Source organism: Vibrio penaeicida, assembly GCF_019977755.1.
GTDB lineage: Bacteria > Pseudomonadota > Gammaproteobacteria > Enterobacterales > Vibrionaceae > Vibrio > Vibrio penaeicida.
Genome location: NZ_AP025145.1, coordinates 1,511,458 through 1,535,569 on the forward strand (window position 1 = coordinate 1,511,458; position 24,112 = coordinate 1,535,569).

The following is a 24,112-nucleotide window of genomic DNA, read 5'->3' on the forward strand; positions in this document are numbered from 1 at the left end:
AAAAAGATGTTGTCAATGATAATTTTGTCGATTTACTTATCATTTATTTTAATTCAATGACATTTACCGAGTTCATATAATATCCTCCACATATATATAACTAATAAACACCATTAAAAATAAATTATTTTAATTATCCTTTTCAATATAAGATTAAATAAAAAGGAGAACCTATAATGAAAAAACTGAATGGCTTGTTATGCTGTATTCTTTCTTCCTCAGTTTATGCAGGAAATGACAACATCATCATTGATAATATAAGTAACTCACCTATTTATGGTGCCTTTCAATCAGCGATTATGGATAATATATCCGCTGACTCTCAAAACGGAACTATATACTCAGGAGAAAACCACCATTATCTCCCAGGGGATGACTTTTTCTCTTCAACCACGGTAAATATAAAACCTGGGGACACCATTAAGAAAGTGGGTGTGTTCGATCATGTAACGCAGAGCTATATCCTATGCGATGAAAACGTGATCTATTCTGGAGAAACGCAGTACCTTTACAATGGCGTCGATTGCGTTAAGCAAGAAAACAAAATCGTTTGGATTGAGCATGTTCCAGGAGAAATCAACCAACTTGTCCGCGCCAATGGAGATGGAACGAATACCCAAGTCTTTGCACAGCGCGAAGGCTTAACCACCGTTACCTATAACGATGGCAAAATCTACACTCGTATATCGGGCTTTAATGAAAATGGTATCGGGGTTTATGACTTGGATGGAACGTATCTTGGTAATCAAATCCAGCTGGCGGTAAGAGGTTTGGGGAATACCGCTGTAGACCCTATCAATAATTGGATTTACAACAGTACTGAATTGATGGATGTAATTGTAAGAAATGACTTGTTTGGGGACGGCTCTGACAGCAATGAGAGCAGCCATGTCATTTACGATCCGGTTCAAGAAGGCTGCATGGCAGACTGCATTCCAATGGGATTAGGTATCAGCGAAAAGACACACTCCTTGTTTTTTGGTGTGGGGGGAACTGATATGTACCCTGCCCAATTATTTCGTTCGGAGCTGGGTGAGCACACGAGTGTGAATCGTACCCTGTTAGCAAATGAAGAATCAGGAATCATAGCCGGAACGTATTTTGGCATAATGAACATCGTTGTAGACGAGTTGAATCAAAAGATATATTGGAATACTGCAAAAGCAGTACAGCGAGCAAACTTCGATGGCTCTAACTTAGAAACTCTGTATTTAGATGAAAGCCATGATGGAAACCTATTTGCATTAGGGATTTCAGAAGATTCGAAGTATTTATTTTGGTCAAATCTAAACAATATTCATCGATTAGATTTACAAAGTAATGAAGAAAATACAATTATTTATTCAGGGAAATATCATATTCTTGGGCTATCAGCATACTGATCATATGTCTAAATGATAATTTCACTATGAATTTATTGAAACCTGACTACTTAGGTGGTCAGGTTTTATTTATCGCGCCCCAAAATGTAATCAATCTCAATACACAAATTGAAATGAAGTGGTATGTAGATATGATTCACCTGCCTTTAATAAACAAGCAGACAAATTGCGATTTGGAGAATTAGGGAGGCACTGAGTTTCAAGAGCAATACCGCTGTGAATATTGTATGCCTCCTCTTTTCCTATCGTACCTGCAAGATAGTTTCCGCTGTAGATTTGAATCGCTTCTTGGTTCGTCGAAATATTCAACACTACTGCGGAATCAGAAGATATTAATGAACACGCCTTTGTCTGAGTTGGCTGTTCTTGATTAGCGCTTTCAATTGAGCCATTAAGAATAAAAGAATGATCGTACCCTCCGACCTTTTGTTGATGTTCATCGAGTAACAAATCCTGCTTAATGCTTTTTGTAGTATGAAAATCAAAGCCCGTTCCTATAACACTCATAGGTTCCGATTCTGGAATGCCTTCTGCATTGACGGGTAGGTATTCATCGGCATGAACATTTAACTTGTGGTTAAGGACATCTCCCTGCCCGTCCAAATTAAAATAGGCATGGTTAGTTAAGTTAACAACCGTGTCACCATTGGAGTACGCCGAATATTCGATGAGCAGCCGATTATCTTCACTCAGCTCATACTTTACTTTTACCTGTATCTGACCAGGAAAACCCTGATCGCCATCGGAAGACACCATTGTTAGCACAACGCACTGGTTGTTGTATTGCTCAATAAGCCAACGCCTTTTATCGAACCCTTCTGTACCACCATGCAAACTATGCGGTGCTTGGTTTTGCGAAACTTGGTATTTCTTATCATTCAGTGTAAAGCGCCCATTTTCGATACGATTTGCATAGCGCCCGACGCTAGCGCCAAAGTACGCGGTCTGGTGATAGAAATCATCCATGTCGTTTACGCCTAAAACCACGTCCCGTGGGCCACTTTCTAGGGGTAAAATGCAGGTTAACCATGTTGCTCCGATGTCCATCACAGACACCGACATGCCTTGTGAATTAGTCAATGTAACCACCTTGGGTGGCTTACCGTCTCTTGCTATTCCTTTCATAGTTCAACGACCGATGTGCCAGATTCGGCAGAACATATGTGCAGCTCGGCATGTAGCCCGAATTTATCAAAATAACTGGGGATCACGTCTTTCTGAATAAGTGGAATGGCTTCTTTAGGGGCAAGTGCAATAACACAGCCACCAAAGCCTCCGCCCGTCATTCTTACGCCACCCGTGCTCCCTATCAAATCGTCGATTTTAGCCACCAAGTAATCAATTTCTGGAATAGTGATTTCAAAATCTTCTTTCATCGAACGATGGGATTCGCGCATCAGTGCAGACAGTGCTTCGACGTTACGCTGTTTCAACGCCAAACTGGCGGATACCGTTCTTTCGTTTTCAGTGATCACATGCTTTGCTCGGCGATAAACCACGTCGCTTAGCTGATCTTTAGCAAAGTACAATTGCTGTTCTGATACGTCTCTCAAAGCCGGAACATCGAAGAATTTTGCAGCTTCTTCGCATTGTTGGCGTCGCGTGTTGTATTCACTGTCTACCAAGCCACGCTTCTTGTTGGAATTGATGATTAGAACCCCCAATTCGTCTGGCAGCGAGATTGGTAACGTTTCTAATGTTCGGCAATCGATAAGCAGTGCACTGCCCTCTTTGCCTTTTGCTGAAATCAACTGATCCATGATGCCGCAATTACAGCCTACAAACTGGTTTTCGGCTTCTTGTCCGTTAAGCGCAATGTCTTGTTCGTCAATATCGAGGCCGTAGATCTCAGACATGGTTTTACCAATCGCGACCTCCAGTGACGCAGAAGAACTCAATCCTGTTCCTTGGGGGATATTGCCTGAAATCACCAGATCTGCCCCCTGAAAGACGTACCCACGATGGCGTAAATGCAGTACAACGCCACGAATGTAGTTCGACCACATTTTATTTGGCTCATTTAATATCGGTTCTGCGATATTAAACTCGTCGTATTCACTGCCATAATCCAACGCAATGACTCTGATTAAGTTGTCTTCTCGCTTTTTAGCTGCCACAACCGTTTGATAGTTGATGGCACATGGCAACACAAACCCATCATTATAATCGGTGTGCTCACCTATCAGATTTACTCGCCCAGGAGCTTGAATTAAGTGACTAGATTCTTGCTCAAACGCATCGATAAACGAATGTTGTACGTGTTTCACCAGTTCGTTCATGTTTTCTCTCCGAATCATTTTACCAAGTGATATCAAGCTTGCTTGTAATGCACATCACTCAGTGCAGATAACTTTTCTGCCGCTTGTTCTGGCGTTAGATCTCGCTGATATTCCGCAAGCATTTCGTAGCCCACCATAAATTTTCGTACGCTGGCATTGCGTAATAGCGGTGGGTAAAAATGGGCGTGTAGTTGCCAATGATCAATGTCGCGCTCGTCTTTAAAGTACGGAGCAAAGTGCCACCCCATCGAATAGGGGAACGAGCATTGAAATAGATTATCGTATCGAGTTGTTAAGGATTTAAGTGCTTTGGCAAGATCCTCCCTCTGTGCCCCATTCAGCTCAGCAAAACGCTGCGCTTTAAACTTCGGGAGCAGTAATGTTTCGAATGGCCAAGATGCCCAGTAAGGAACAACGGCAATCCAGCTGTCCGTTTCGACAACAACCCGCTCTTGCAACGCTTGTTCCCTCAGCGCGTAATCCAACAGTAAATTACTGCCATGAGAGTCTCTGTACTCCCATAACAACCCATCTTTACGTGCGATTTCATTCGGTAGAAAGCTGTTCGCCCAGATCTGACCATGCGGGTGAGGCTGAGAACACCCCATCATTTCACCTTTATTTTCGAAAGCTTGTACCCAAAGGTATTCTTTACCGAGTTCTGTCACTTGAGCGTCCCAAGTGTTTACCACTTCCGTAATTTGACTCACACTCAATTCAGGCAGTGTTTTGCTATGGTCGGGAGAAAAACAAATCACTCGGCTAAGTCCATTAGCCGCACCACTTTGAAAAAGTGGGTCGTCCGATTTTTCTGGTGCAGGAGAATCTGGCATAAGTGCTGCGAAATCATTTTGGAACACAAAACACCCTTTGTAATCTGGGTTCACTTCTCCTGACACGCGTGTATTCGTTGGACATAGAAAACAGTCAACTTGATAGCTTTCCTCGCTACCCAGTTCAATTTCATCACTTTGCCCACTCCATGGGCGTTTTGCTCGGTGTGGAGAAACCAATATCCATTGCCCAGTTAATGGGTTGTATCGTCTGTGAGGGTGCTCCTTGGGGTCAAATTGACCTAAATTCATTGCTTAATTCCTTGTGTATACGTTTACAATTTATATTAAAATTCTTTTCATCCAGAGATTAAATCCAAGATTACTCGCCGATTCAGCCGTTCATATTTGGCTTCAACGTGATCTGGTAGTGGTATGAATGATCCGTAAGTAGAAATTCTGAATGAACACTTGGCGTCCATGAATCATCGCCGCCAACCCCCATGTGGGCTCCGTCTACGTTCACATACATCAACCCCGTTTCGATTAATTCATTGGTGTGTTTTACTTGCCCAACGTGTTGGGGGTTGTATTGAGACATATTCAAATGAATCGGTTGTGAAATCGGTGCACTAAGCGTGAAATCACCAATGGTCGCTCTGGTCACATCACACCTCAGCCCTGCTTCAGTCGGGAATATATAAGGGGTGAACCAATCTCTGGCGGCTAATTGATAATGCCCTATATGTGCCGAAAGTTGTCGGTCGGGGTAATTTTCATGCGGTCCTCGCCCAAACCAATCGACAGACTGATTGCTGTCTGAAAGCGCGAAAATCAAACCGACTCTAGGCAGAGAAGGCAGCCCAGAAGCCACTTCTACTTTTACACATACTTCCAGTTCGCCGGAGAACCTTACGTGATAAACCCAGCGCGTTTTGATCAAGCAAGATGTTTTATGGCGGTGAGAAAAATCCGCTTCAATTTGCACGTATCCACCCATGTGTGTGGCGTTGAAGCGGGTGCAGTTTTGTGTCATGTCCCATAAACCTGCGCTTTTCCAACGAGAAACCCATGAGTTGGGATCAACATGATTTGCTTCGCTAGTTCCTATATCGTTGTCCAAAGGCGCGCGATAAAAGTAGTCTTTTGGTGGCTCTGCCATTACGTTTTGACCGTTCACTAACCACTGTGCGATAAGCCCGGTTTTCTTGTCGAATCGAACGCTGAATTCCTGCCCTACTATTTCTACTTGGTCAGCCATCACATTGAGTTGGACGTCGCCATTTTTCTCTGGGGTTTCACTATCAATAAGAGTTTTACTGCTTTCAAGCGACGTTATTGTCGGTACATTGAGTTGCTCACTGGCGACTTCAAAACCAGTATCCGCCCATGGCTGATCGTTACTTAGCACCACGTGCAAGTTAAGGTAACGCTGCGCATTCGCTTGAGTTGGCAAATTATGTTCAGACAACACAATAGATTCTTTTTGATTAGGGACGGTGTTTAACGGCAACTGCCCAAGCTCAACAAGGTTATCTCCTTCAAGGAGTTGCCAATGCAGTGTGAATGTCGCATCCAATGGAAATAAATGTTCATTGGAAACACGAATCTGCAAATTCTGTGCGCTTACTAGTGAGAACTGGAAAAACTGCTGCGCCTTTTTCACCTCTATCAATGTTGGATGAGGGGTTCTATCAGGAAAAACCAACCCATTGATGCAGAATTGCCTGTCGTTAATGCGGTCGCCAAAATCGCCACCATATGCCCAATAGGTGGTTCCGTTATCGTCTGTTTTTGTTAGCCCTTGATCGACCCAATCCCATATAAAGCCGCCCTGTAATCTTGGGTAATCTCGAAACGCTTCCCAATATTTATCAAAGCTGCCTAGGCTATTCCCCATAGCGTGCGCGTATTCGCACAAAATGAGCGGGCGCGACTCATTCGGTAGAGCAATCCATTTTTTGATGCCGTATTTGTTAATTTGCTCAGGGTCTTGGTTAAATGCCACATCGTTTTCAACACGTGAATACATAGGCACAATGATGTCGGTAGCCGACGTATCAGCGCCACCACCTTCGTATTGAACAGGGCGAGTCGTATCTGCGCTTTTGATCCATTGATACATGGCGTGGTGGTTGCCACCAACCCCTGATTCATTACCCAAAGACCATATGATCACACTCGGGTGATTTTTGTCTCGCTCCACCATTTGCGTAGCGCGCCTCATGTAGGCAGGAAGCCATGACACATCGTCTGAAAGGCGGCACATTGGAAACTGACCATGGGATTCTATATTGGCTTCGTCTACCACATAGAGCCCGTATTGGTCACATAATTCATACCAATAGGGATGATTCGGATAGTGAGCGGTTCTAACTGCGTTGAAGTTGTTTTGTTTCAGTAAAAGCACATCTTCCAACATGCTTTCTTTCGAGACTGCATGCCCAAACTCAGGGTGATGCTCGTGCCTGTTTACACCGCGAATCAATAAGGGCTGACCATTCAACCGAAGCAGTCCGTCAATAATATCGACTTGTCGAAAACCGACGGCATACGCTTCACAATCGAGTAAATTTTCCGCGTCATCAAACAATGAAACCACACACCGGTAAAGGTATGGCGATTCTGAACTCCATTTATTTGGATGACTCACTTGAATACTGTGATGCGTCCTGTCGCTCCATCCGCCTTTTTCATCGACCAACACTTCTCCTGTACGGGCAAAGTCTGATTCCATCACGCTTTTTCCTTCAGAATCATAAAGCGCGATACGTGTTTTTAGCGTGGATACATCGCCATGAACGTGCGTTCTTACCTTCAACAATGCATGACAATACGACGCATCCAGTTCAGTTTGAATGGCAACATCGTCGATTCGTTGTTTCGGTTTTTTGAGCAAATAAACATCGCGGAAGATGCCGCTCAACCACCACATGTCTTGATCTTCGAGATAGCTCCCATCCGACCACCGCATAACCATAACGGTGATTTGATTCGAGCCTGATGCGATGTGTTCGCTCAAGTCGAACTCTGCGGGTAATCGGCTGTCTTGCGAATACCCTACCCATTTGCCATTACACCAAAGATGAAAAGCAGAATTGACACCATCAAACACCAAACGAACTTGCTGCTCTAAATCTTGCTCATCGAGCATAAAAGTGTGGCGATACACGCCTGTTGGGTTTTCACTCGGAACGTAAGGAGGGTTGTCCTCGAATGGGTATTTTACGTTTGTGTAAATAGGAAAATCATACCCTTGTAACTGCCAATTACTGGGAACGGCAATCGTGTCCCAACTCGAATCATTGAAATGTTGACCAACGCATTGCTCTTCAACTAATTCGGGCTGAGGGAATAACTTGAAGGACCACGATCCATTCAGATACATACGTGCACCATCGCCGCCTAACACCGCTTCTTTGTGTTCAGAATAAGCGTGTAACGGGGCATGGGCTTTAAGAACATTGTGATGTGTGATGTTCTGATTTTCCCATTCTCGAGCCGTTAAAATATCCGCAAACTGTCTCATGGTATCGCCTTCAAAATAAAATCTTGTGGAACGTAAAGTCTTGGGGGACATAAAGTCTTTTGAAACATTAAGCCCTAAGAGACATTAAGCCCTAAGAAACATATAGTCCTGAGAACATACAGTCTTGAGAAACATAACGTTTCAAGGCTCTTTGATGCCCAATTTAAAAAGAGAAAAGAATGCCGCAGCCCTACACTGCGGCAAATCAAACCGATTTACTTAAAGGTTCTTTGACGCGCTTTTTCAAGGCGCTTCAAAATCTTGTCTAGGCGCTCAGGGTGAACCATAAATTCTTGGAACCCTTTCATCCCTTCTTTCGCCATCGCAGGATCGGTATCTCGGTCGTAAAACTGTGCTGTGCCTGCTGCACTGCTTAACATTGCTACGCCTTTGTTCAAGAACGGATCGTCCTTAACTGAGGCCTTTTTGTTGGTTGGAATTTGAAGAATGCTGTCGTTAATCAATGATTGAATTTCAGGAGTCGCGACAAACGCTAGGAATTTGCGTGCTTCTTCTTTGTTCTTCGCTTTGCTAGGAATATGAATGGTATCCATAGGCGCGTCTTCGGCTAAGCCCACAGATGAATCAATCACAGGGAACTGGAAGAAGCCCATTTTGCCATCCATTTCTGGTGGGAAGTTTGGCGTGATGAAGTTACCAATTAGGTACATCGCGGCTTTTCCGTTGTAGAGGAAAGGCTGCGCTTCTTGCCAAGAGTAGGACGCGTGATTTTCCAAAAAGTAACCAGGCTCAACCAATTCAGCCCACTTCGCAAAGGTCTTCTTCACACGTTCATCGGTATAAGGCACTTTTCCATCCATTAGCTGAATGTGGAAATCCAAACCATTGGTACGAAGGTTCAAGTAATCAAACCAACCCGCAGCTGTCCACAAGTACTTGGTTCCAATGGCAAACGGAGCCACGTCATTCGCTTTCAATTTAGCGGCAGCGGATTTTAGGTCGTCCCACGTTTTAGGCTCTGAAATACCAAATTTTTCAAACAGATCTTTACGGTAGTAAACGCCCCATTGGTAATAGGTATAAGGCACACCGTATTTCTTCCCATTGACCGACATAGCAGGCGCAGCGGAAGAGAAATCTTCGTTCATACCATTTTGTGCCCACAGATCACTGACGTCTTCTAGCAACCCACGATCCACAAATGTTTTCATACGGTTACCTGCAAACCAGAACACAACATCTGGTGGCGACGTCACCAACCAATTGCGGATCGTCGTTTTGTACGACTCGTGGTCATAGAGGTTGTATTTCACCTCGACATCCGGATTTGCCTTTTGAAAGCGCGCGACGACTTCATCCCATGCTTTCTTTGGCGCAGCGTCCGATGCATTTGAGTTAATCACCAGCGTACCAGCAACAGCGGTACTGGCTATTGAGGCTGCGAGCATCACCGAAGTCGCAATGTGTTTCACGTAGTTCATAATAAGGTCCTTGTTGTTGAGCGGTGCTCTTTGTGATCCAAAATAGGATTATTATTGTTTTACTTTTGCCAAACCCGTTGAAAATCTTATGCCTTAGTTTCGATGCGATTATCCTTTTGTCGCCCCGAGTGTAAGCCCGGCAATAAAGTGGCGTTGCATCGTAAAAAATAGAACAACTGGCGGTATTGCCGCGACAACAGCGCCAGCAGAAATAAACTGCCAAGAAGCCAACCACTGACCGCGCAACGCACTTAGCCCTGCTGTCACCGGTCTTACTTCGTCACTTTGTACTAACACCAGAGCCCAGAAAAAATCATTCCAAATAAAGGTGAACACCAATACCGAGAGTGCAGCCAGTGCCGGCCTCACGAGTGGCAACACGACATGCCAGAAAATTCGCCATTCGCTTACACCTTCAACACGAGCCGCTTCGATCAACGCATCAGGGATTCCGACAATAAAGTTACGCATAAACAAGGTGCAAAACCCTGCCTGAAAAGCGATATGGAATAAGATCAATGCCGAACGTGTGTCGTATAAGCCGAAAGTTATCGTTAGATCGCGTACCGGAATCATAAGGATTTGAAATGGAACAAAATTCCCGGCAATGAAGGTGGCGAATATCCAGATATTGGCTTTGAAGTTAAATTTTGCGAGGGCATAACCACCAAGAGTAGACAACGCAACAGCACCTGCAACTGCGGGTAAGGTAATCATAAGACTGTTAAGTAGGTACTGCCCCATCGGGGTTGAAGTGAACACTTGCGAATAATTTTCGAAAAATTGTATCTCGCTTGGAATACCCCAGTAGTTACCTTTGTTGATATCTTCGATGGATCGAATAGACGTCATCATTACCGCCATAAGAGGAAGCAGCCACATCAGAATCGAAATAGGCAAAGCAACACGATAGCTAATATTGGTAAAGCGCCCGGCTTTTTGAATGGGTTGTGGGTACATTACTTTTCACTCCTCAACATACGCCACAAGAAGTAAGCGATATAAACGTCCATGATTAAGAACAGAACAACGGAGACAGAAGCTCCATACCCCATTCGATAATTGAAAATCGACTCTTCATACATTTGATATGCCAGAACAGAAGAGCTACCCCAAGGACCACCTGCGGTCATGGTTGCCACTAGATCGAAAGATCGAAGTGCGCCAATAACGGTAACGACAATGGCAATAAAAGTGGCGGGTCTGAGCTGAGGGAGGACGACATACCAAAGCATTCGCCATTTTTTTGCGCCATCCAAACGCGCCGCTTCAATTTGTTCAGGATCGAGATTGTTCATCCCAGTGAGATACAAAATCATGCAATACGACACCTGAGGCCACAAACCAGCGGCAATAATGCCGTAGGTGACATAATCTTCATCCGATAAAATTGCGATAGGTTCGAAACCCATGCTTGATAAAGTGATGTTAAATAAGCCGAATGTCGGATCGTAAAACCACGCAAATACCAGCCCAACAACTACTTGCGAAATAACAAATGGGAAAAAGAATAAAGATTTAACAACCCGAATGCCTTTAACCTGCTGATTAAGGAAAAGCGCAATTGCTAGCCCTGCGGGGGGCGCTATCATGAAAAAGATCAGCCATAGAAAGTTATTTTTCAAAGAGGTATAGAAAGCTTCGGATTCAAACAGCTCGACATAGTTACCCAATCCAACCCATGTTTTTTCGCCTAATCCATCCCATTCAAAAAAACTCAACCAAATGCTGTCTATGATTGGGTAAATCACGTAAACCAGAAAAATCGCCATTGCAGGCAACAAAAATAACCACGGTGTATATCGCCGAAGTGTACTTCTTTTCCTCTTTGCTGAAGGCATCCCGTTTCGGGGGTATATCGTTTTCACAGATTGTTCCATTTTCATGCATTCCTTTTCAATTTTCGCCCAAATCGCTTTGAATCAAAGTAGAAGCGATTTGCGAAAAAATGCTGCCTCTTACCTGTGTGTATTATCAATATAGGATCATCGGCGTAATTTTGCACAGTATAAAACCCAAAATGTAAACGTTTCCACAAAATTCATCAAAACGGGGCCTTTTTAGTTGATCACGATCAACTATTATTAACAAGTCGCTAACAAAAAACGCTCGTTCACGTATTTTAAATTTTAATTATTTCTATTTGCTTGTACTTGGGAGTCCAAAATGGCAGACATCACTCTACAAAACGTCATAAAAGAATATGGCGATATAAGAACGATTCACGGCGTAGACTTAGAGATCAATAATGGTGAGTTTGTCGTTTTTGTTGGTCCTTCCGGTTGCGGGAAGTCAACTCTACTCAGGTTAATCGCAGGACTTGAGGAAATTACCGATGGGACGATTGAAATAGAAAACGAAATTGTTAACGACGTCGATCCTGCTGAACGTGGCGTCGCCATGGTTTTCCAATCATACGCGCTCTACCCCCATATGACCGTAGAAGAAAATATGGGCTTTGGGTTGAAGATGACGGGTCACTCTAAAGAAAAAGTGGCAAAACAAGTTGCTGTTGCTGCAAAAACGTTACAACTGGACCCACTGCTTAAACGTAAACCAAAAGAGCTGTCGGGCGGTCAAAGGCAAAGGGTAGCGATTGGTCGCGCCATTGTGCGTAACCCTAAAGTGTTCTTGTTTGACGAGCCGCTTTCCAATTTGGATGCTGAATTGCGCGTGGAAATGCGTCTTCAAATAGCGAAGTTACACCAAGAATTGCAAAACACCATGGTATACGTAACGCACGACCAAGTTGAAGCTATGACATTAGCCGATAAGATAGTCGTATTACGGGCGGGCAATGTAGAACAAGTAGGAACGCCACTCGATCTGTATCATCACCCCATCAACGAATTTGTCGCCGGATTTATCGGTTCGCCCAAAATGAACTTCATCCCCACACAATTAATTTCATATTCAGCTCAAACGCTCACATTAAAGTCCCCCGACGATTCAATAATAACCATCCCGTATAAAAACGAATTGTCTGCAAAGCCTGGAGAATCGCTTACTCTCGGAATAAGACCCGAACATCTCATAATTGGAGAAGAAAGTGATATTCAATTCCAATTCAATAGCGAAGTAGTAGAAAGACTCGGGAACAGTACTTATATGTTTGGGCAATCATTGGGGATCGATGGATTCACAGTGTATTCACCGGGTGATCAAGACGTTAGTAAATATCAGTCGTTAACGCTTGGGTGCCAAGCTCAAGATATTCATCTGTTTTATCAAAACGGTCAAAATGTAACAGCAAAATAACCAATTCGGGAGGGTTTTCCTCCCAACTCCCCTCCAAATCAGTGTAAAAAATTGTTTCAACCATTTCTCTAAATTCACATAATCCACCCATATTTTTTCTCACTTTTGATGCTTGTGAAATAAGCTCATTTTTGACGTGATCATCATCACACTTATGTATTGTGCAACCTAGAAAAAGCTCATAGATAGTTTTATTAGTATGTCATAATCCGCCGAATATTAGCTCGGTATTCATAAAACTGATAATACATAACACTGAGTGAACTAACGTTTGTCGGAATTTATTTCCGTGAATAGCTCTATTTTCGACTAACAATAAATTTACTTACCAACGTGTGAGGGTAGCTATGCGATTAGGTTTTAAAGCACGAATAAACTTGAGTGTTGTCTTGCTGGTAGCGGTATCTCTGTCAATTTTGGCAACGATTAGTATCATCAACCTTAAAGACGAAATGATTGCTGGGCTTCAAAATGCCACTCAGCAAAAACTGAACAGTCATGTAAAAGAAATTGAAACCGAGATGGAATCGAAAATTCGAACCATCCATCAGGGGGCTTTGCATTTCAGCAATGACCTAAGCGATCAAGAAAACATAGACCGAGTTCTTCTTCTCTCTGAAACCTCTTTGATCTCGGCAATAATGATTGCCTACACCGACGGTCGTAACTACATGTCTGATGACGGCGGCATTAAAGAGGTGACCGACCGCTATCTAACCCGCCCTTGGTTTACTGATACGGTGCAGAGCAGAAAAACCATCACCAGTGATATTTATCAAGACATCATCACCAAAAAACAAGTTATGAGCATTTCAGCACCGGTCTATCAAAACGGTGAGTTAATTGCTGTGCTGATCGGTGACGTAAATCTGGATGGCATTGTTAACCAAGTGGGTTCTATGCGATTTGCTGGTGGTGCTGCAACCTTGTCTGATCGTAACCACAAATTTTTTGCGAGTGATGACCCTACCGATATTGGCAGAACACCTTCTCAAGTTAGCCCTACTTTCCAAGTGATCGAAAATGGCTTCCGCTCTGGTCAAAATGGTTTGGTTCAATTCCCTTACTTAGGCATCGACTTTGATGGTTACTTCCAACGTATTAAAGTAGATAACGAGAACTTCTGGACCCTTATGGTCTTTGTTGATCAAAGTACCGCATTATCTGATGTCAACGACGCAGTGAAAGCATCGATCTTTGTTGGGCTGTTGCTTCTAGCCATCTCAACCATCATTATCTTCTTTGTAATCAATCAATTGTTCCGACCATTAGATCACTTGAAAGCCGCGGTGTTGGATCTTTCAAATGGAAATGGTGACTTAACAGCGCGCCTTAAGGTCGAGCAAAATGACGACTTAGGCCAGATTTCTGAAGGCTTTAACAAGTTTGTGTCTAACCTTCAAAACATGATTGGCGAGATCACTCAATCTAGCGCTCAAATTTCTGAAGGAATCCGAACACTCACCACATCGGCTAACCAAAACGAGCAAATGCTGCTTTCGCATTCGGCAGAAACCGAACAAGTGGTTACCTCTATTACTGAGATGAGTGAAAGTGCGCGTTCAGTAGCTGAAAGTGTGCAGCAGTCTTCTCAAGTTACCGTATCCACCGCCTCTGAAGCACACAATTCAAAGGCCGTGGTTAACAATGCTGTTCAAACGGTTCGCTCTTTAGTGGACGAAGTAGAAGAAATGGCAGAGCGTATTCAAGTAATGAATACCGATGCCAACCAAATCAGTGCGGTACTTTCCGTCATTGGTGACATTTCTGAACAAACAAACCTTCTTGCGCTTAATGCTGCGATTGAAGCCGCGCGTGCAGGCGAACAGGGTAGAGGCTTTGCTGTAGTAGCAGATGAAGTTCGTGCCCTCGCTGCTCGAACACAAAACAGCACCACTGAAATTTCAGACATGCTAACTCGCCTTCTGGATGGCACCGACAAAGTCGTGAACGCGATGGAGACGACAAAAGAACGCTGTAAGATCACAGCAGAAAAAACGTCAGAGGTTTCTGGCAGCTTAGATATTGTCTCTAACTCAGTAAATCAGATTGACGACATCAGCAGCCAGATTGCGACGGCGACTGAAGAACAAAGCGCCGTTTCAGATGAAATTTCACGCAACATGCTCGCCATTAGAGATATCGTCGAGTCGCTTGTTTCGAGCGGTCAAGACACGGTATCCGTGACACAGTCACTCTCAAAATCCAATGCCCACCTAGAACATCTAGTCGGTCAATTTAAAGTTCAATAAACAAAAGGGCATCAGAAATGATGCCCTTTCTTCTTGTAACAAAATATTTCCATAAGGATATAGATACTATGGACATTTCTTTGTTGAATGACGCACAAGCAAACCACACCACTCAAGAGTTTACGAAGCTATATAACGAAGTATTTCGTGATTTCTTCTCTCGCGACGAAAACTTGTGGCCGGTCTACAAAGATCCTGGTTTTGCCGCTCTTAATCATTTTCGTTCGAAACACCTTCAACCAAGCGAACGTTTGGGTGCATTTTCCAACAGCTCTGAACTTCATGAGGCTTTGCTGAATCAAAACCATGTGCCCGCAAACCGCATGAAGCCAACAGGAAAGCCAGACGACGTACTGGCATTTGCTGCAGCGTTATCAAAAGACTGGGAAAACCCCTCTTCCGTTGAAAATGTTATTACCATGCCATCCGATCCCGCAATTTATGGCGCAATGATGGGAACGCTCGCAAACCCTAATTTGGTTTACAGTGAATACGCTGGAATGGCAGAACAGCTAGAAAAAAATGTGGTTCGCCAGATTGCCAACGTAGTCGGTTACGATCAAAACGAATCAACAGGGCTGTTCACCCAAGGCGGCACATTCTGCAACCTATATGGCTATTTGCTTGGTCTTCGAAAATCACTACCTAAGGCTATTTATAAAGGGCTAGATTCCACTCGCGACTACCGCATTTTGAACTCACAAGGTGGTCACTATTCCAATATGACTAACCTTTCGCTGCTTGGTATCGACATCACCAATAAGACTATTCGAATTAAGGTAACAGAAAGCCACGAAATTGATTTGGTCGATCTAGAACGCAGCATGCGCGCATGTTTCGACGTGAATACCGTGGTTCCAACCATCATGCTAACGATGGGCACAACCGATACCTTTGCAATTGATCAGGTTAAACCGGTGTATGACCTTCGCGAACGCCTGTGTAAGGAATACGACATCGCAGTAAAACCGCATATTCATGTGGACGCCGCTGTAGGCTGGTCGATGATGTTCTTCATAGACTATGACTTTGCTGGTAACCCAATCGGTATTAACGAAGCAACATTGAGCGGTATTGAAAGTGTAGCTGCTCGTATGCGTGAACTGAAATACGCAGATTCATTTACCGTTGATTTCCAGAAATGGGGTTACGTTCCTTACACGTCTAGCCTTGTGATGATTAAAAACAAGAAAGACATGGACGCGCTTAAAAACGATCCTAAAAACTTCTCTTATTTTGAAAACGATCTTCAAGAAGACACTCACCTTCAGTCCACTATAGAGTGTTCTCGTGGTGCGACGGGCTTGTTTGGCGCTTATTCAGCACTCAAATACATGGGCTTAGAAGGGTATCAGACGCTTATTGCTCACAGCCTACAAAATGCGAACTACATGCGCCATCAGTTAATGAAAGACTCAGCATGTAAGGTCGTGGTGCCGGAAAACCAAGGCCCTAGTGTGACTTTCCGCCTGTATGACCGCAATGTTGTTAAAGACGCGAATGAAGAGTTTGAGTTAGAACGACACAGCACCAACAATGAAGCGATAAAATCACGTATGGAACACAATAGTGAATTCCATCGCCATATCTTTAACAACCGTGGCAAAACAGGCTTATACACCAACTGGGTAGAATTTATTTCACGTTCTAATTATGTAGGACGAGGGATTTATTCTTACATCCCAGGTGAAAAAGCCGTCTTTATGAACCCTGCCACGCAGCGAGAGCACATAGAAGCATTCTTAGAACGTTTGTACTATTCAAATCATAAATAGTTCTCAAGCCATAAATAGCTCTCAAGCTATAAATAATTCGGACCATAATTTAGAGTGTAACGTTGTTCTCATGCCTAACCGCATGAAATTGTTCAGTTAACTCAAGTTAAAACTCAAAGCCGGTATCCGCCGGCTTTTTCATATCCAGAAAATGATACATAGGCTACAATTCCTTTTAAAAATAAAGGATAAGCAATGAAATCAGCAATCATATTACTCACTTCTCTCGTCGCATTTAGCGCCGTCGCTAAATCTGACCTTTCAGCCAACATGAAGCAAATGAAGCTGGCTTTTAACCAGGCAGCCGAAGCAAGCTCAGTAGAAGAGATGAGAGCACCTATCGAAGAATTTGAAAAACTCGTTTTACAATCTGCAAATGCGAGCTTCCCACCAGAGCGTGAAGAACTTTTCCAAAGCGGCTTTAGCAAGCTCACAGATGCTGTTGATAGGCTCGAATCAAAATTAGATAACGATGACCTTAACGGTGCGAAAACGATACTGAGAGAAATAGACGACCTGAGAAAAGAATACCACGACAAAAAGAAGCCCAGTATTTGGTCGACGTTGTTTGGCTAATCGGAACGATACTTTCCTAATGAACCCGGAGTCCACAATGGAATACATCAGTAAATGTGAATGTGGACGTTGCTCTGCAAAGATCGTTTTGAGCCAGTCACTAGAAAATTATGAAGCAAGGGCTTGCCAATGTGAATTTTGCTTGCCCCGCAATGCAGCGTATTTATCCGTTCCGCTGGGTAACGTTACTCTTAGCCCTGCGTCTAACTTAAATGCAGTGACTCAAGGCTCCGGAGTGTGGCTCGCTTTTGGTAGTATACTCAAGCTACCTCAAGGTGCAGGATTCAGAGCTCTATCTTCTGTTTCAATTCAAGGAAAAGAACGCAGTGGAATGACGAATCCTTTCCAAGTTCTTTAACGATGAAATGGGACAGAAGATAAGCTCCCAAGGGCGAGTTTGCTTGGTTTTCATGCTGCGTTACCGATTATTGATTTAGAACCACTAGATCTTCAAATCGGTGCCTTGCCTGAAAATCAAGCAATTCTCGCTGAACCTAGCATCTTGAGGTAGTTTGAGTATATAAACACTGTGATGCATTACTTGCAGTAACGTATAACACAGATACCGCAACCAAAGGGGCATTTAACGCATCGTTATTACTCGCTAAAGACAAATCACGCATCAAGATCACACCTGCGTCACCTCATCTTCTACCTGCTGAAGCAAAAGTCGCTCGTTGGCGGTCTTTATGGATGGATACCATTTTCGACTCAAAAACATAGGACTCAAAATGAAGCATTTATTGGGCTTAGGACGCACCTCACTCCTCCTTTCTTTAAGTACTCTGTTCTCGCCTTTTTCACTTGGGTTCGATTTAAACAATTACTCAACCTCATTAGATTATGCGCAAGTTAAGCAGGTGAAGGCGGTACAAAATGCAAACAAAAGTTGGTGTTTTCACACAACCGTAAGACACAACGACCAAAGTTGGGAGCATTATGCCGACGAATGGCAGGTCATCGATTTGGAAGGCAATGTTCTGGGTGTTCGCCCCCTCGCCCACCCTCATGACAATGAGCAGCCCTTTACGCGCAGTAAGTGTGGCATTCAAATACCTCAATCTATTACCAAGGTGGCCGTAAGAGCCAAATGCAACGTACATGGTTATGGCGGAAAGCCAATCATACTCGATCTCACCGCATCGAAAGGTGATGGATATTTAGTACGCCGTATCAATGAGTAAACGTTAAAGTAAGGGAACGGTGTTGATGAATATATCCAATGTATATCCGATCGGTACTGTCGTATTTATCTTGTTTATGGGGCTCGGGTCGTCATCGCTATGTGCTCAAACGAGCCAAATATTGCTCACAAACGGAAATACGCAAGAGTGGGAACAGGAGTCCTTTTCAGGTCAAACGCGTTACGAAACCGTGAAGCTGGACGATAAAAAAGTGTTAAGAGCGGTTAGTCAGGGTGCTGCATCTGGATTAATTCTAGCGAAGCAAATTAACCTACTTGAAACCCCTTACCTAAATTGGAGTTGGCGAGTAGAAGAGAAGCTTCCTCAATTGGACGAACGTTCAAAAAATGGCGATGACTACGCCGCTCGGCTCTATGTAGTAATTGATGGGGGGTTAATGGCTTGGCGGACCCAATCCCTTAATTACGTATGGTCCAGCTCGCAAGACAAGGGAGAGGTTTGGGACAATGCGTACGTCGGTTCAAAAGTAAAAATGCTCTCCGTACAGGGAGTCAAATCACAGACTCATCACTGGTATAGTGAGAAACGCAACGTATACCAAGATCTCATTACTTACGTTGGCGACAAAGGCAGCGACAAAGCAAATCAAAAAGCCTATCAATACATTGATGTTGTCGCCATTATGACCGATACCGACAACAGCCAATCAAAAGCGGAAACCTATTACGGGGATATCGTCTTTAGCGCTAATTAGGCACTGACTTTGGGGCGTTTTTTAGCTATTCAGAAATGTATTCTCAGCCTATACCAAACAATCATATTTACATTATTGATATCAAATGGTTAGATAGCATCGCTTTACTTAAAAAGCGAAGGCTCAGAGAGGCGTAGATAATAAATGATTAAAGCGGTTTACTTTGATTTAGACAACACCCTCGTTGATCGAAATGCGAGTATCGATCGCTTTGCTCTGAAGTTCTATGACCATTTTTCCAAGCAATTAGTTGAGAGTGATATAGATAAAATATCTTCATTGATTAAAACACTGGATAATGGTGGCTACCTGAAACCGGACTCTCCATACAAACGGATCTACACCGCTATCGCCTATGAACTCCCCAAGCAACTGAACTGGCACTCCCCTCCTCTTCCCATTGAAATCGAGCAGTTTTGGAAAAATAACATTCCTGAATGTGCCGTTGAAATGAACCATGCACATGAACTGATTTCCACACTCAAGGAAAAAGGTCTCCACTTAGGCATAATTTCAAATGGAGAGGAGTGGAGCCGTCAACGCACAGCACACGCTACGTCATTTTCACACCATTTTTCTCAAATAATAAGCTCTGAAAAGGCCGGCTATAAGAAACCGGATAGCCGAATTTTTATAGAGTCAGCGAGAAGTGCTGGCTACTCTACGAGCGAATGCATTTACGTTGGTGATCATCCGGTAAACGATGTACAAGGCTCAATAAATGCCGGAATGAAAGCCATTTGGTTATCAGGCTATCACCCTGCGCCTCACAACTCTTTACTATTCGAACATGCAAGAAACTTAAAAGAAGTACAGCTTTTATTATCTTAATTCAATCAAATTACATTAATTATAAACTTGTATACTCAAGCTACCTCAAGAAGCTAGGTTCAGCGAGAATTGCTTGGTTTTCAGGCAAGACACCGATTTGAAGATCTAGTGGTTCTAAATCAAGAATTGGTAACGCAGCATGAAATCCAAGCAAACTCGCCCTTGGGAGCTTATCTTCTGTCCCATTTCATCGTCAAAGAACTTGGAAAGGACTCGTCATTCCACTGCGTTCTTTTCCTTGAACTGACACAGAAGGTAGAGCTCTGAACCCTGCATATTGAGGTAGCTTGAGTATGTGTTAATCCCAAAACATAATCTAATATTAATTTCAAATAAAAATAGAAAAGAAATACTAATATAAAATAGCAAAAACTTTTATCAAAATAATATCCCCACTCTAAAAATGTCTACTACTCTTATTCCAGCAAATATCTTCATTTGTATATAAATCTAATTATAGTCAAAGATAATATTTGCGATACAAACTATAAACTCGTTAAGTTGGAATTAAATATGAATAAAAAAGTAGATGAGAACGATCTATTTATAAAAAATAAAGAAGATAATAAATCGTTATCGGTTAACACGGATAATCTGTCAAAAATTGAAGGGAAGTATGAGCCTTCCGATAAGTTTGAATTTAAAACTGTTGAAGAGTTCTTTGAAGATGATGGGCAGATTCAAACCTATCGAGATTGGTCTACACTCGGCTTCGTTTTAGGCTGTAACCAGCCAACGGACAACAGCATCGAGCTTAAGTTTGAAACCGATGAAAGCACTCCTTGTGCCATTCTAATTAGCTTCCCGACCCCGACAGTATTCAGGTTAAGGTTCCACCCACTAGCAGAGAACGCCGAGTTTTACCCTAAAGCAAACTCCAGATCCATCGTTATGGATAGTGAGCAACAACTGTGCAGCAGTTTTTCTTCACCTGCTTTAGAGATTGAAGAGACAGGCATAGATTTCACGGTGTTCGTTAAGGATTCTGCAACAAACATCGCAACCATGAAACTGGTTATCAAGAAAAATCCATATCAGCTTTCGGTCTATAAGTTTGATGGAAGCGATTATATTCTGGCACACCAAGATGCATTCAACTCTATTTACTATCGCAAGAGAGTAAAATACTCAGATGATCTTGGCGAGAAATTAGAATACTCAATTATTCAAGCGAAGGAAATGCCAGAAAAGGCGAAATATATTGGGTTTGGTGAAAAGGGAGGCGAAAACTTCATTAGAAACGGAAGTAGGCTAACGTATTTTAATTTTGATAATATGCGTTATAGACAAATATATAATAATGGACCAAAGGATATACGAGAACCATTATACGATTCCAATCCATTTTTCCTTGAAACAAATCGCTATGATGACAAAAAAGTCGTTTATGGAATATTTGTCGATAATTTATCAGAAACGTTCTTTGATTTGGGTAGCTACAACTACAACAGAGAATACCTGTTTGGTAGTATTTACGGCGACCTAGACTACTACTTCTATCTTGGTGAAGATACGCAAGATGTACTGAAACAGTATTATAATTTTGTAGGTAAAACGCGCTTAAAACCTCGCCACAGCTTGGGTAACCAGCAAGGGTGTTACGGTTACATGAACAAATACGACCTCGAAGATGTGACCAATGGCTACCGTGGAAACAGCATTCCACTTGATGGGTTACACGTCGACGTCGATGTTCAATTTAACCATTGTACGTTTACCATGAACGAAGATTCCTTCCCTGCTGATACATTTGATACCCTTGCTGGTCGCGGCATCAAATGCAGCACAAACATTACTCCAGTCGTCAGTTACGTCAACTTCGACTACAAAACCTTTGAAAGTGGCGCCAAAAACGGGCTGTTTATCTCTGCCGACCAAATCAACGGCGGAAGCTCAAACTCTGAAGCAAGCGAAATTTTCTATCAAGGCGGTGTTTACTACGGTGGTGAGCGAGGAACATTTGGTCACTACCCAGATTTTGCACGTAAAGAAGTACGCCAATGGTGGGGTCAACAGTACCGCCTACTCTACTCCCGTGGATTAGAAATGGTTTGGCAAGACATGACCACGCCAGCAATCCCCGACCCGAGTGAACAAGAAAACACATACATCTACGCACCATGCGCTGATGATTACTGGCGTATTCCAGACAAAATTACGGGCGACAGCCGTTCGTTACCTTTCGAGCAGCTCGTCTCCGATAACTCGTTGAAGAAATACGAAGGTGAATCCAGCAAAGCCAAGCAAAGACTGGCGAAAGGTGACCGAGCCCCAGCTGCATCGATCAGAAACTTGTACTCTTACAACCTCCACAAAGCGACTTACCATGGTTTGAATACGCTATGGCTAATCAACCCATATAGCTTTACCACGGTTGGTGAAAACGGGATAACTGTAGAGGAATCGCAAAACATCATTAACGCGCTTGTGAAAGATAAGAAACTAGAACTTATTGATGCAAGCCACCAGCTGTATAAAGTGCTTACTCCATCCAAAGCTAAGCTCGCACTTCCTAAGTCGCTCAAGCAGTACGAAGCTGAAGTCCAAGCCATTCTCGAGCAATCTCTGACCATCGAAGCCAGACGTGCCAACAAGCGTAACTTCATCGTTGGTCGTGGTGGGTTTACAGGCATGCACCGTTTTGCGGCGCTTTGGACTGGTGATAACGCGTCTGAATGGGACTTCCTGCAAATCAATATTTCGCAGGTTCTCGCATTGGGCATGGCGGGTCAAAGTATGTCTGGTCAGGACATTGGTGGATTTGAGCCTGCAAACGGCACTGCACAAGAGTGGGCGGATCCGGAACTGTTCAGCCGCTGGATTGGCGCAGGTGCATTCCTACCTTGGTTTAGAAACCATTACTCGCGTAAAGGCACCAAGAAATTCCAAGAACCGTACAAATTCCAAGACGTTATCGATCAGGTAAGCCCAAGCGAAAAATACCTTTATGAGGCTGTACTGCCTATATCGCAGTACTACGTTCAATTGCGTTACCGCTTGATGCAGGTGTTCTACGATGGTTTGTTCAAAAATACATTGGACGGTTTACCCATTGTGAAGCCCCTTATCGTATCCGATGGGCATGACAACGCGCTATACAACGACAAAGCAGGATACCTCAACAACGAATTCATGGTTGGGGACAGCTTGTTAATTGCACCGGTCCTTAAAAAGGAAAACACAGGTGCGAATGGCTATCGTGATATCTATGTACCAAGTGGCAGCCGTTGGTATTCATTCAAAAACAATACTCAGCCGTTGTCGGCAGCCGTTGAAGGCGGAACCGAGATCATCGGTTACAACGCTCAAATCAGTGCATCGCCAGACAAAGTACCTTTCGTTGTGCCTATCTATGTTCGCGAAGGGGCTATTCTACCAACCATTGAACTTGAGCAATATGTTGGCGAACTGAACAAAAGCCATCAGATGAACCCAGTTACGTTAAACATCTATCCGGGTAAAGAAACGGAATACATCATGTTTAATGATGATGGGGAAAGCCGTTCGTCCGCTCCGAAAGGTCTGGTCGAGCAAGGTGCGGATCCGCTGGCCAACAGTGAGTTCAGAAAAACACGTATCCACCATCATTTTGTTAACGATAAGCAGCGTGACATCAGCCTAGCATGGTTGCACAACAACTATGCTCCACTGGAAGATCACTACTACGTCGCTATTCAAGATGATCCGGACTACCCAACCGAGCCACTATCTTCCATCAAATTGGTGTCTGCGAACATATCACCTTCCGTGGATGAACACATTGAATTCATCAACGTTGGATCGGACGAAGCAAACGCAGAAGCGCTTGCAAACAGCCAAACAAACGCTTGGTACTACAACCACAGCATTCGTACATCGTTTGTGAAAGTGTTCTTTGATCCTTCACTTCAAACGCTTACGCCTGTGGCAAGTGACGTTCACCAAGATGCTTACAGCCTAGCAGATGCGCCTAACTACACATTGCAGGTCACGTATAAGTAACCGCTGTTTCCCATAACAGAAAAAGCAATGCTATCGCCACCCAAGCAAAACCTTTTGTTTGGGTGGCTCATTTCAAAAAGAAATTCAACAAATTTTGCGTTGGGATTAATACCCAACATGAATCAAGGAAAAACC

Annotated in this window: 17 protein-coding genes; 10 read left to right on the forward strand and 7 right to left on the reverse strand. The window is 43.4% G+C overall.

Annotated features, from left to right (window positions below):
- Positions 1 to 176 precede the first annotated feature (176 nt).
- On the forward strand, positions 177 to 1,382 hold the full coding sequence (locus LDO37_RS25035; RefSeq protein ID WP_224055494.1) for a hypothetical protein: 1,206 nt from the start codon (positions 177 to 179) through the stop codon (positions 1,380 to 1,382).
- 96 nt (positions 1,383 to 1,478) lie between these two features.
- On the opposite strand, the gene galM is transcribed toward LDO37_RS25035, so the two are convergent.
- The 7 genes from galM to LDO37_RS25070 all read right to left on the reverse strand — a co-directional run bounded on the left by galM (position 1,479) and on the right by LDO37_RS25070 (position 11,285).
- Entirely contained in the window at positions 1,479 to 2,471 is a 993-nt protein-coding gene (gene galM, locus LDO37_RS25040; protein ID WP_233448353.1) for a galactose-1-epimerase, read from the reverse strand.
- 32 nt (positions 2,472 to 2,503) lie between these two features.
- The gene (gene galK, locus LDO37_RS25045) at positions 2,504 to 3,661 is read right to left on the reverse strand and encodes a galactokinase (protein WP_126610234.1); all 1,158 of its coding nucleotides are present in this window, start codon (positions 3,659 to 3,661) and stop codon (positions 2,504 to 2,506) included.
- Between the two features lie 32 nt (positions 3,662 to 3,693).
- On the reverse strand, positions 3,694 to 4,746 hold the full coding sequence (locus tag LDO37_RS25050) for a UDP-glucose--hexose-1-phosphate uridylyltransferase (RefSeq protein WP_126610233.1): 1,053 nt from the start codon (positions 4,744 to 4,746) through the stop codon (positions 3,694 to 3,696).
- Positions 4,747 to 4,828: 82 nt separating this feature from the next.
- Positions 4,829 to 7,963: a beta-galactosidase gene (locus LDO37_RS25055; RefSeq protein WP_126610232.1), complete on the reverse strand. Its 3,135-nt coding sequence runs from the start codon at positions 7,961 to 7,963 to the stop codon at positions 4,829 to 4,831.
- A 215-nt stretch (positions 7,964 to 8,178) separates the two neighbouring features.
- Positions 8,179 to 9,405, reverse strand: a complete 1,227-nt coding sequence (locus LDO37_RS25060; protein ID WP_126610231.1) for an ABC transporter substrate-binding protein — start codon at positions 9,403 to 9,405, stop codon at positions 8,179 to 8,181.
- Positions 9,406 to 9,513: 108 nt separating this feature from the next.
- Positions 9,514 to 10,365: a carbohydrate ABC transporter permease gene (locus LDO37_RS25065; RefSeq protein ID WP_101110953.1), complete on the reverse strand. Its 852-nt coding sequence runs from the start codon at positions 10,363 to 10,365 to the stop codon at positions 9,514 to 9,516.
- Positions 10,365 to 11,285, reverse strand: coding sequence for a carbohydrate ABC transporter permease (locus LDO37_RS25070; RefSeq protein WP_126610230.1), 921 nt, complete (start codon positions 11,283 to 11,285; stop codon positions 10,365 to 10,367). The genes LDO37_RS25065 and LDO37_RS25070 overlap by 1 nt, the downstream gene beginning before the upstream one ends.
- A gap of 286 nt (positions 11,286 to 11,571) precedes the next feature.
- Between LDO37_RS25070 and LDO37_RS25075 the strand changes: the two genes are divergently transcribed.
- The 9 genes from LDO37_RS25075 to LDO37_RS25115 all read left to right on the forward strand — a co-directional run bounded on the left by LDO37_RS25075 (position 11,572) and on the right by LDO37_RS25115 (position 23,977).
- Positions 11,572 to 12,663: an ABC transporter ATP-binding protein gene (locus tag LDO37_RS25075; RefSeq protein ID WP_126606543.1), complete on the forward strand. Its 1,092-nt coding sequence runs from the start codon at positions 11,572 to 11,574 to the stop codon at positions 12,661 to 12,663.
- A 347-nt stretch (positions 12,664 to 13,010) separates the two neighbouring features.
- The gene (locus LDO37_RS25080) at positions 13,011 to 14,915 is read left to right on the forward strand and encodes a methyl-accepting chemotaxis protein (protein ID WP_126606544.1); all 1,905 of its coding nucleotides are present in this window, start codon (positions 13,011 to 13,013) and stop codon (positions 14,913 to 14,915) included.
- A 68-nt stretch (positions 14,916 to 14,983) separates the two neighbouring features.
- Positions 14,984 to 16,690 (forward strand): pyridoxal phosphate-dependent decarboxylase family protein, encoded by a 1,707-nt coding sequence (locus LDO37_RS25085; protein ID WP_126606545.1) that lies wholly within the window; start codon positions 14,984 to 14,986, stop codon positions 16,688 to 16,690.
- Positions 16,691 to 16,885: 195 nt separating this feature from the next.
- Positions 16,886 to 17,266: a cytochrome b562 gene (locus tag LDO37_RS25090; RefSeq protein WP_126606546.1), complete on the forward strand. Its 381-nt coding sequence runs from the start codon at positions 16,886 to 16,888 to the stop codon at positions 17,264 to 17,266.
- 37 nt (positions 17,267 to 17,303) lie between these two features.
- Positions 17,304 to 17,624: a hypothetical protein gene (locus LDO37_RS25095; protein WP_126606547.1), complete on the forward strand. Its 321-nt coding sequence runs from the start codon at positions 17,304 to 17,306 to the stop codon at positions 17,622 to 17,624.
- Positions 17,625 to 17,997: 373 nt separating this feature from the next.
- Positions 17,998 to 18,450 carry a hypothetical protein gene (locus LDO37_RS25100; RefSeq protein ID WP_126606548.1) on the forward strand — a complete coding sequence of 151 codons (453 nt, stop codon included), beginning with the start codon at positions 17,998 to 18,000 and terminating at the stop codon, positions 18,448 to 18,450.
- 25 nt (positions 18,451 to 18,475) lie between these two features.
- A complete protein-coding gene (locus tag LDO37_RS25105) occupies positions 18,476 to 19,165 on the forward strand; it encodes a DUF3047 domain-containing protein (RefSeq protein ID WP_126606549.1) in 690 nt (229 codons plus the stop codon).
- A gap of 144 nt (positions 19,166 to 19,309) precedes the next feature.
- Positions 19,310 to 19,996, forward strand: a complete 687-nt coding sequence (locus tag LDO37_RS25110) for an HAD family hydrolase (protein ID WP_126606550.1) — start codon at positions 19,310 to 19,312, stop codon at positions 19,994 to 19,996.
- Positions 19,997 to 20,509: 513 nt separating this feature from the next.
- Positions 20,510 to 23,977, forward strand: a complete 3,468-nt coding sequence (locus LDO37_RS25115; protein ID WP_224055496.1) for a TIM-barrel domain-containing protein — start codon at positions 20,510 to 20,512, stop codon at positions 23,975 to 23,977.
- Positions 23,978 to 24,112: the final 135 nt, after the last annotated feature.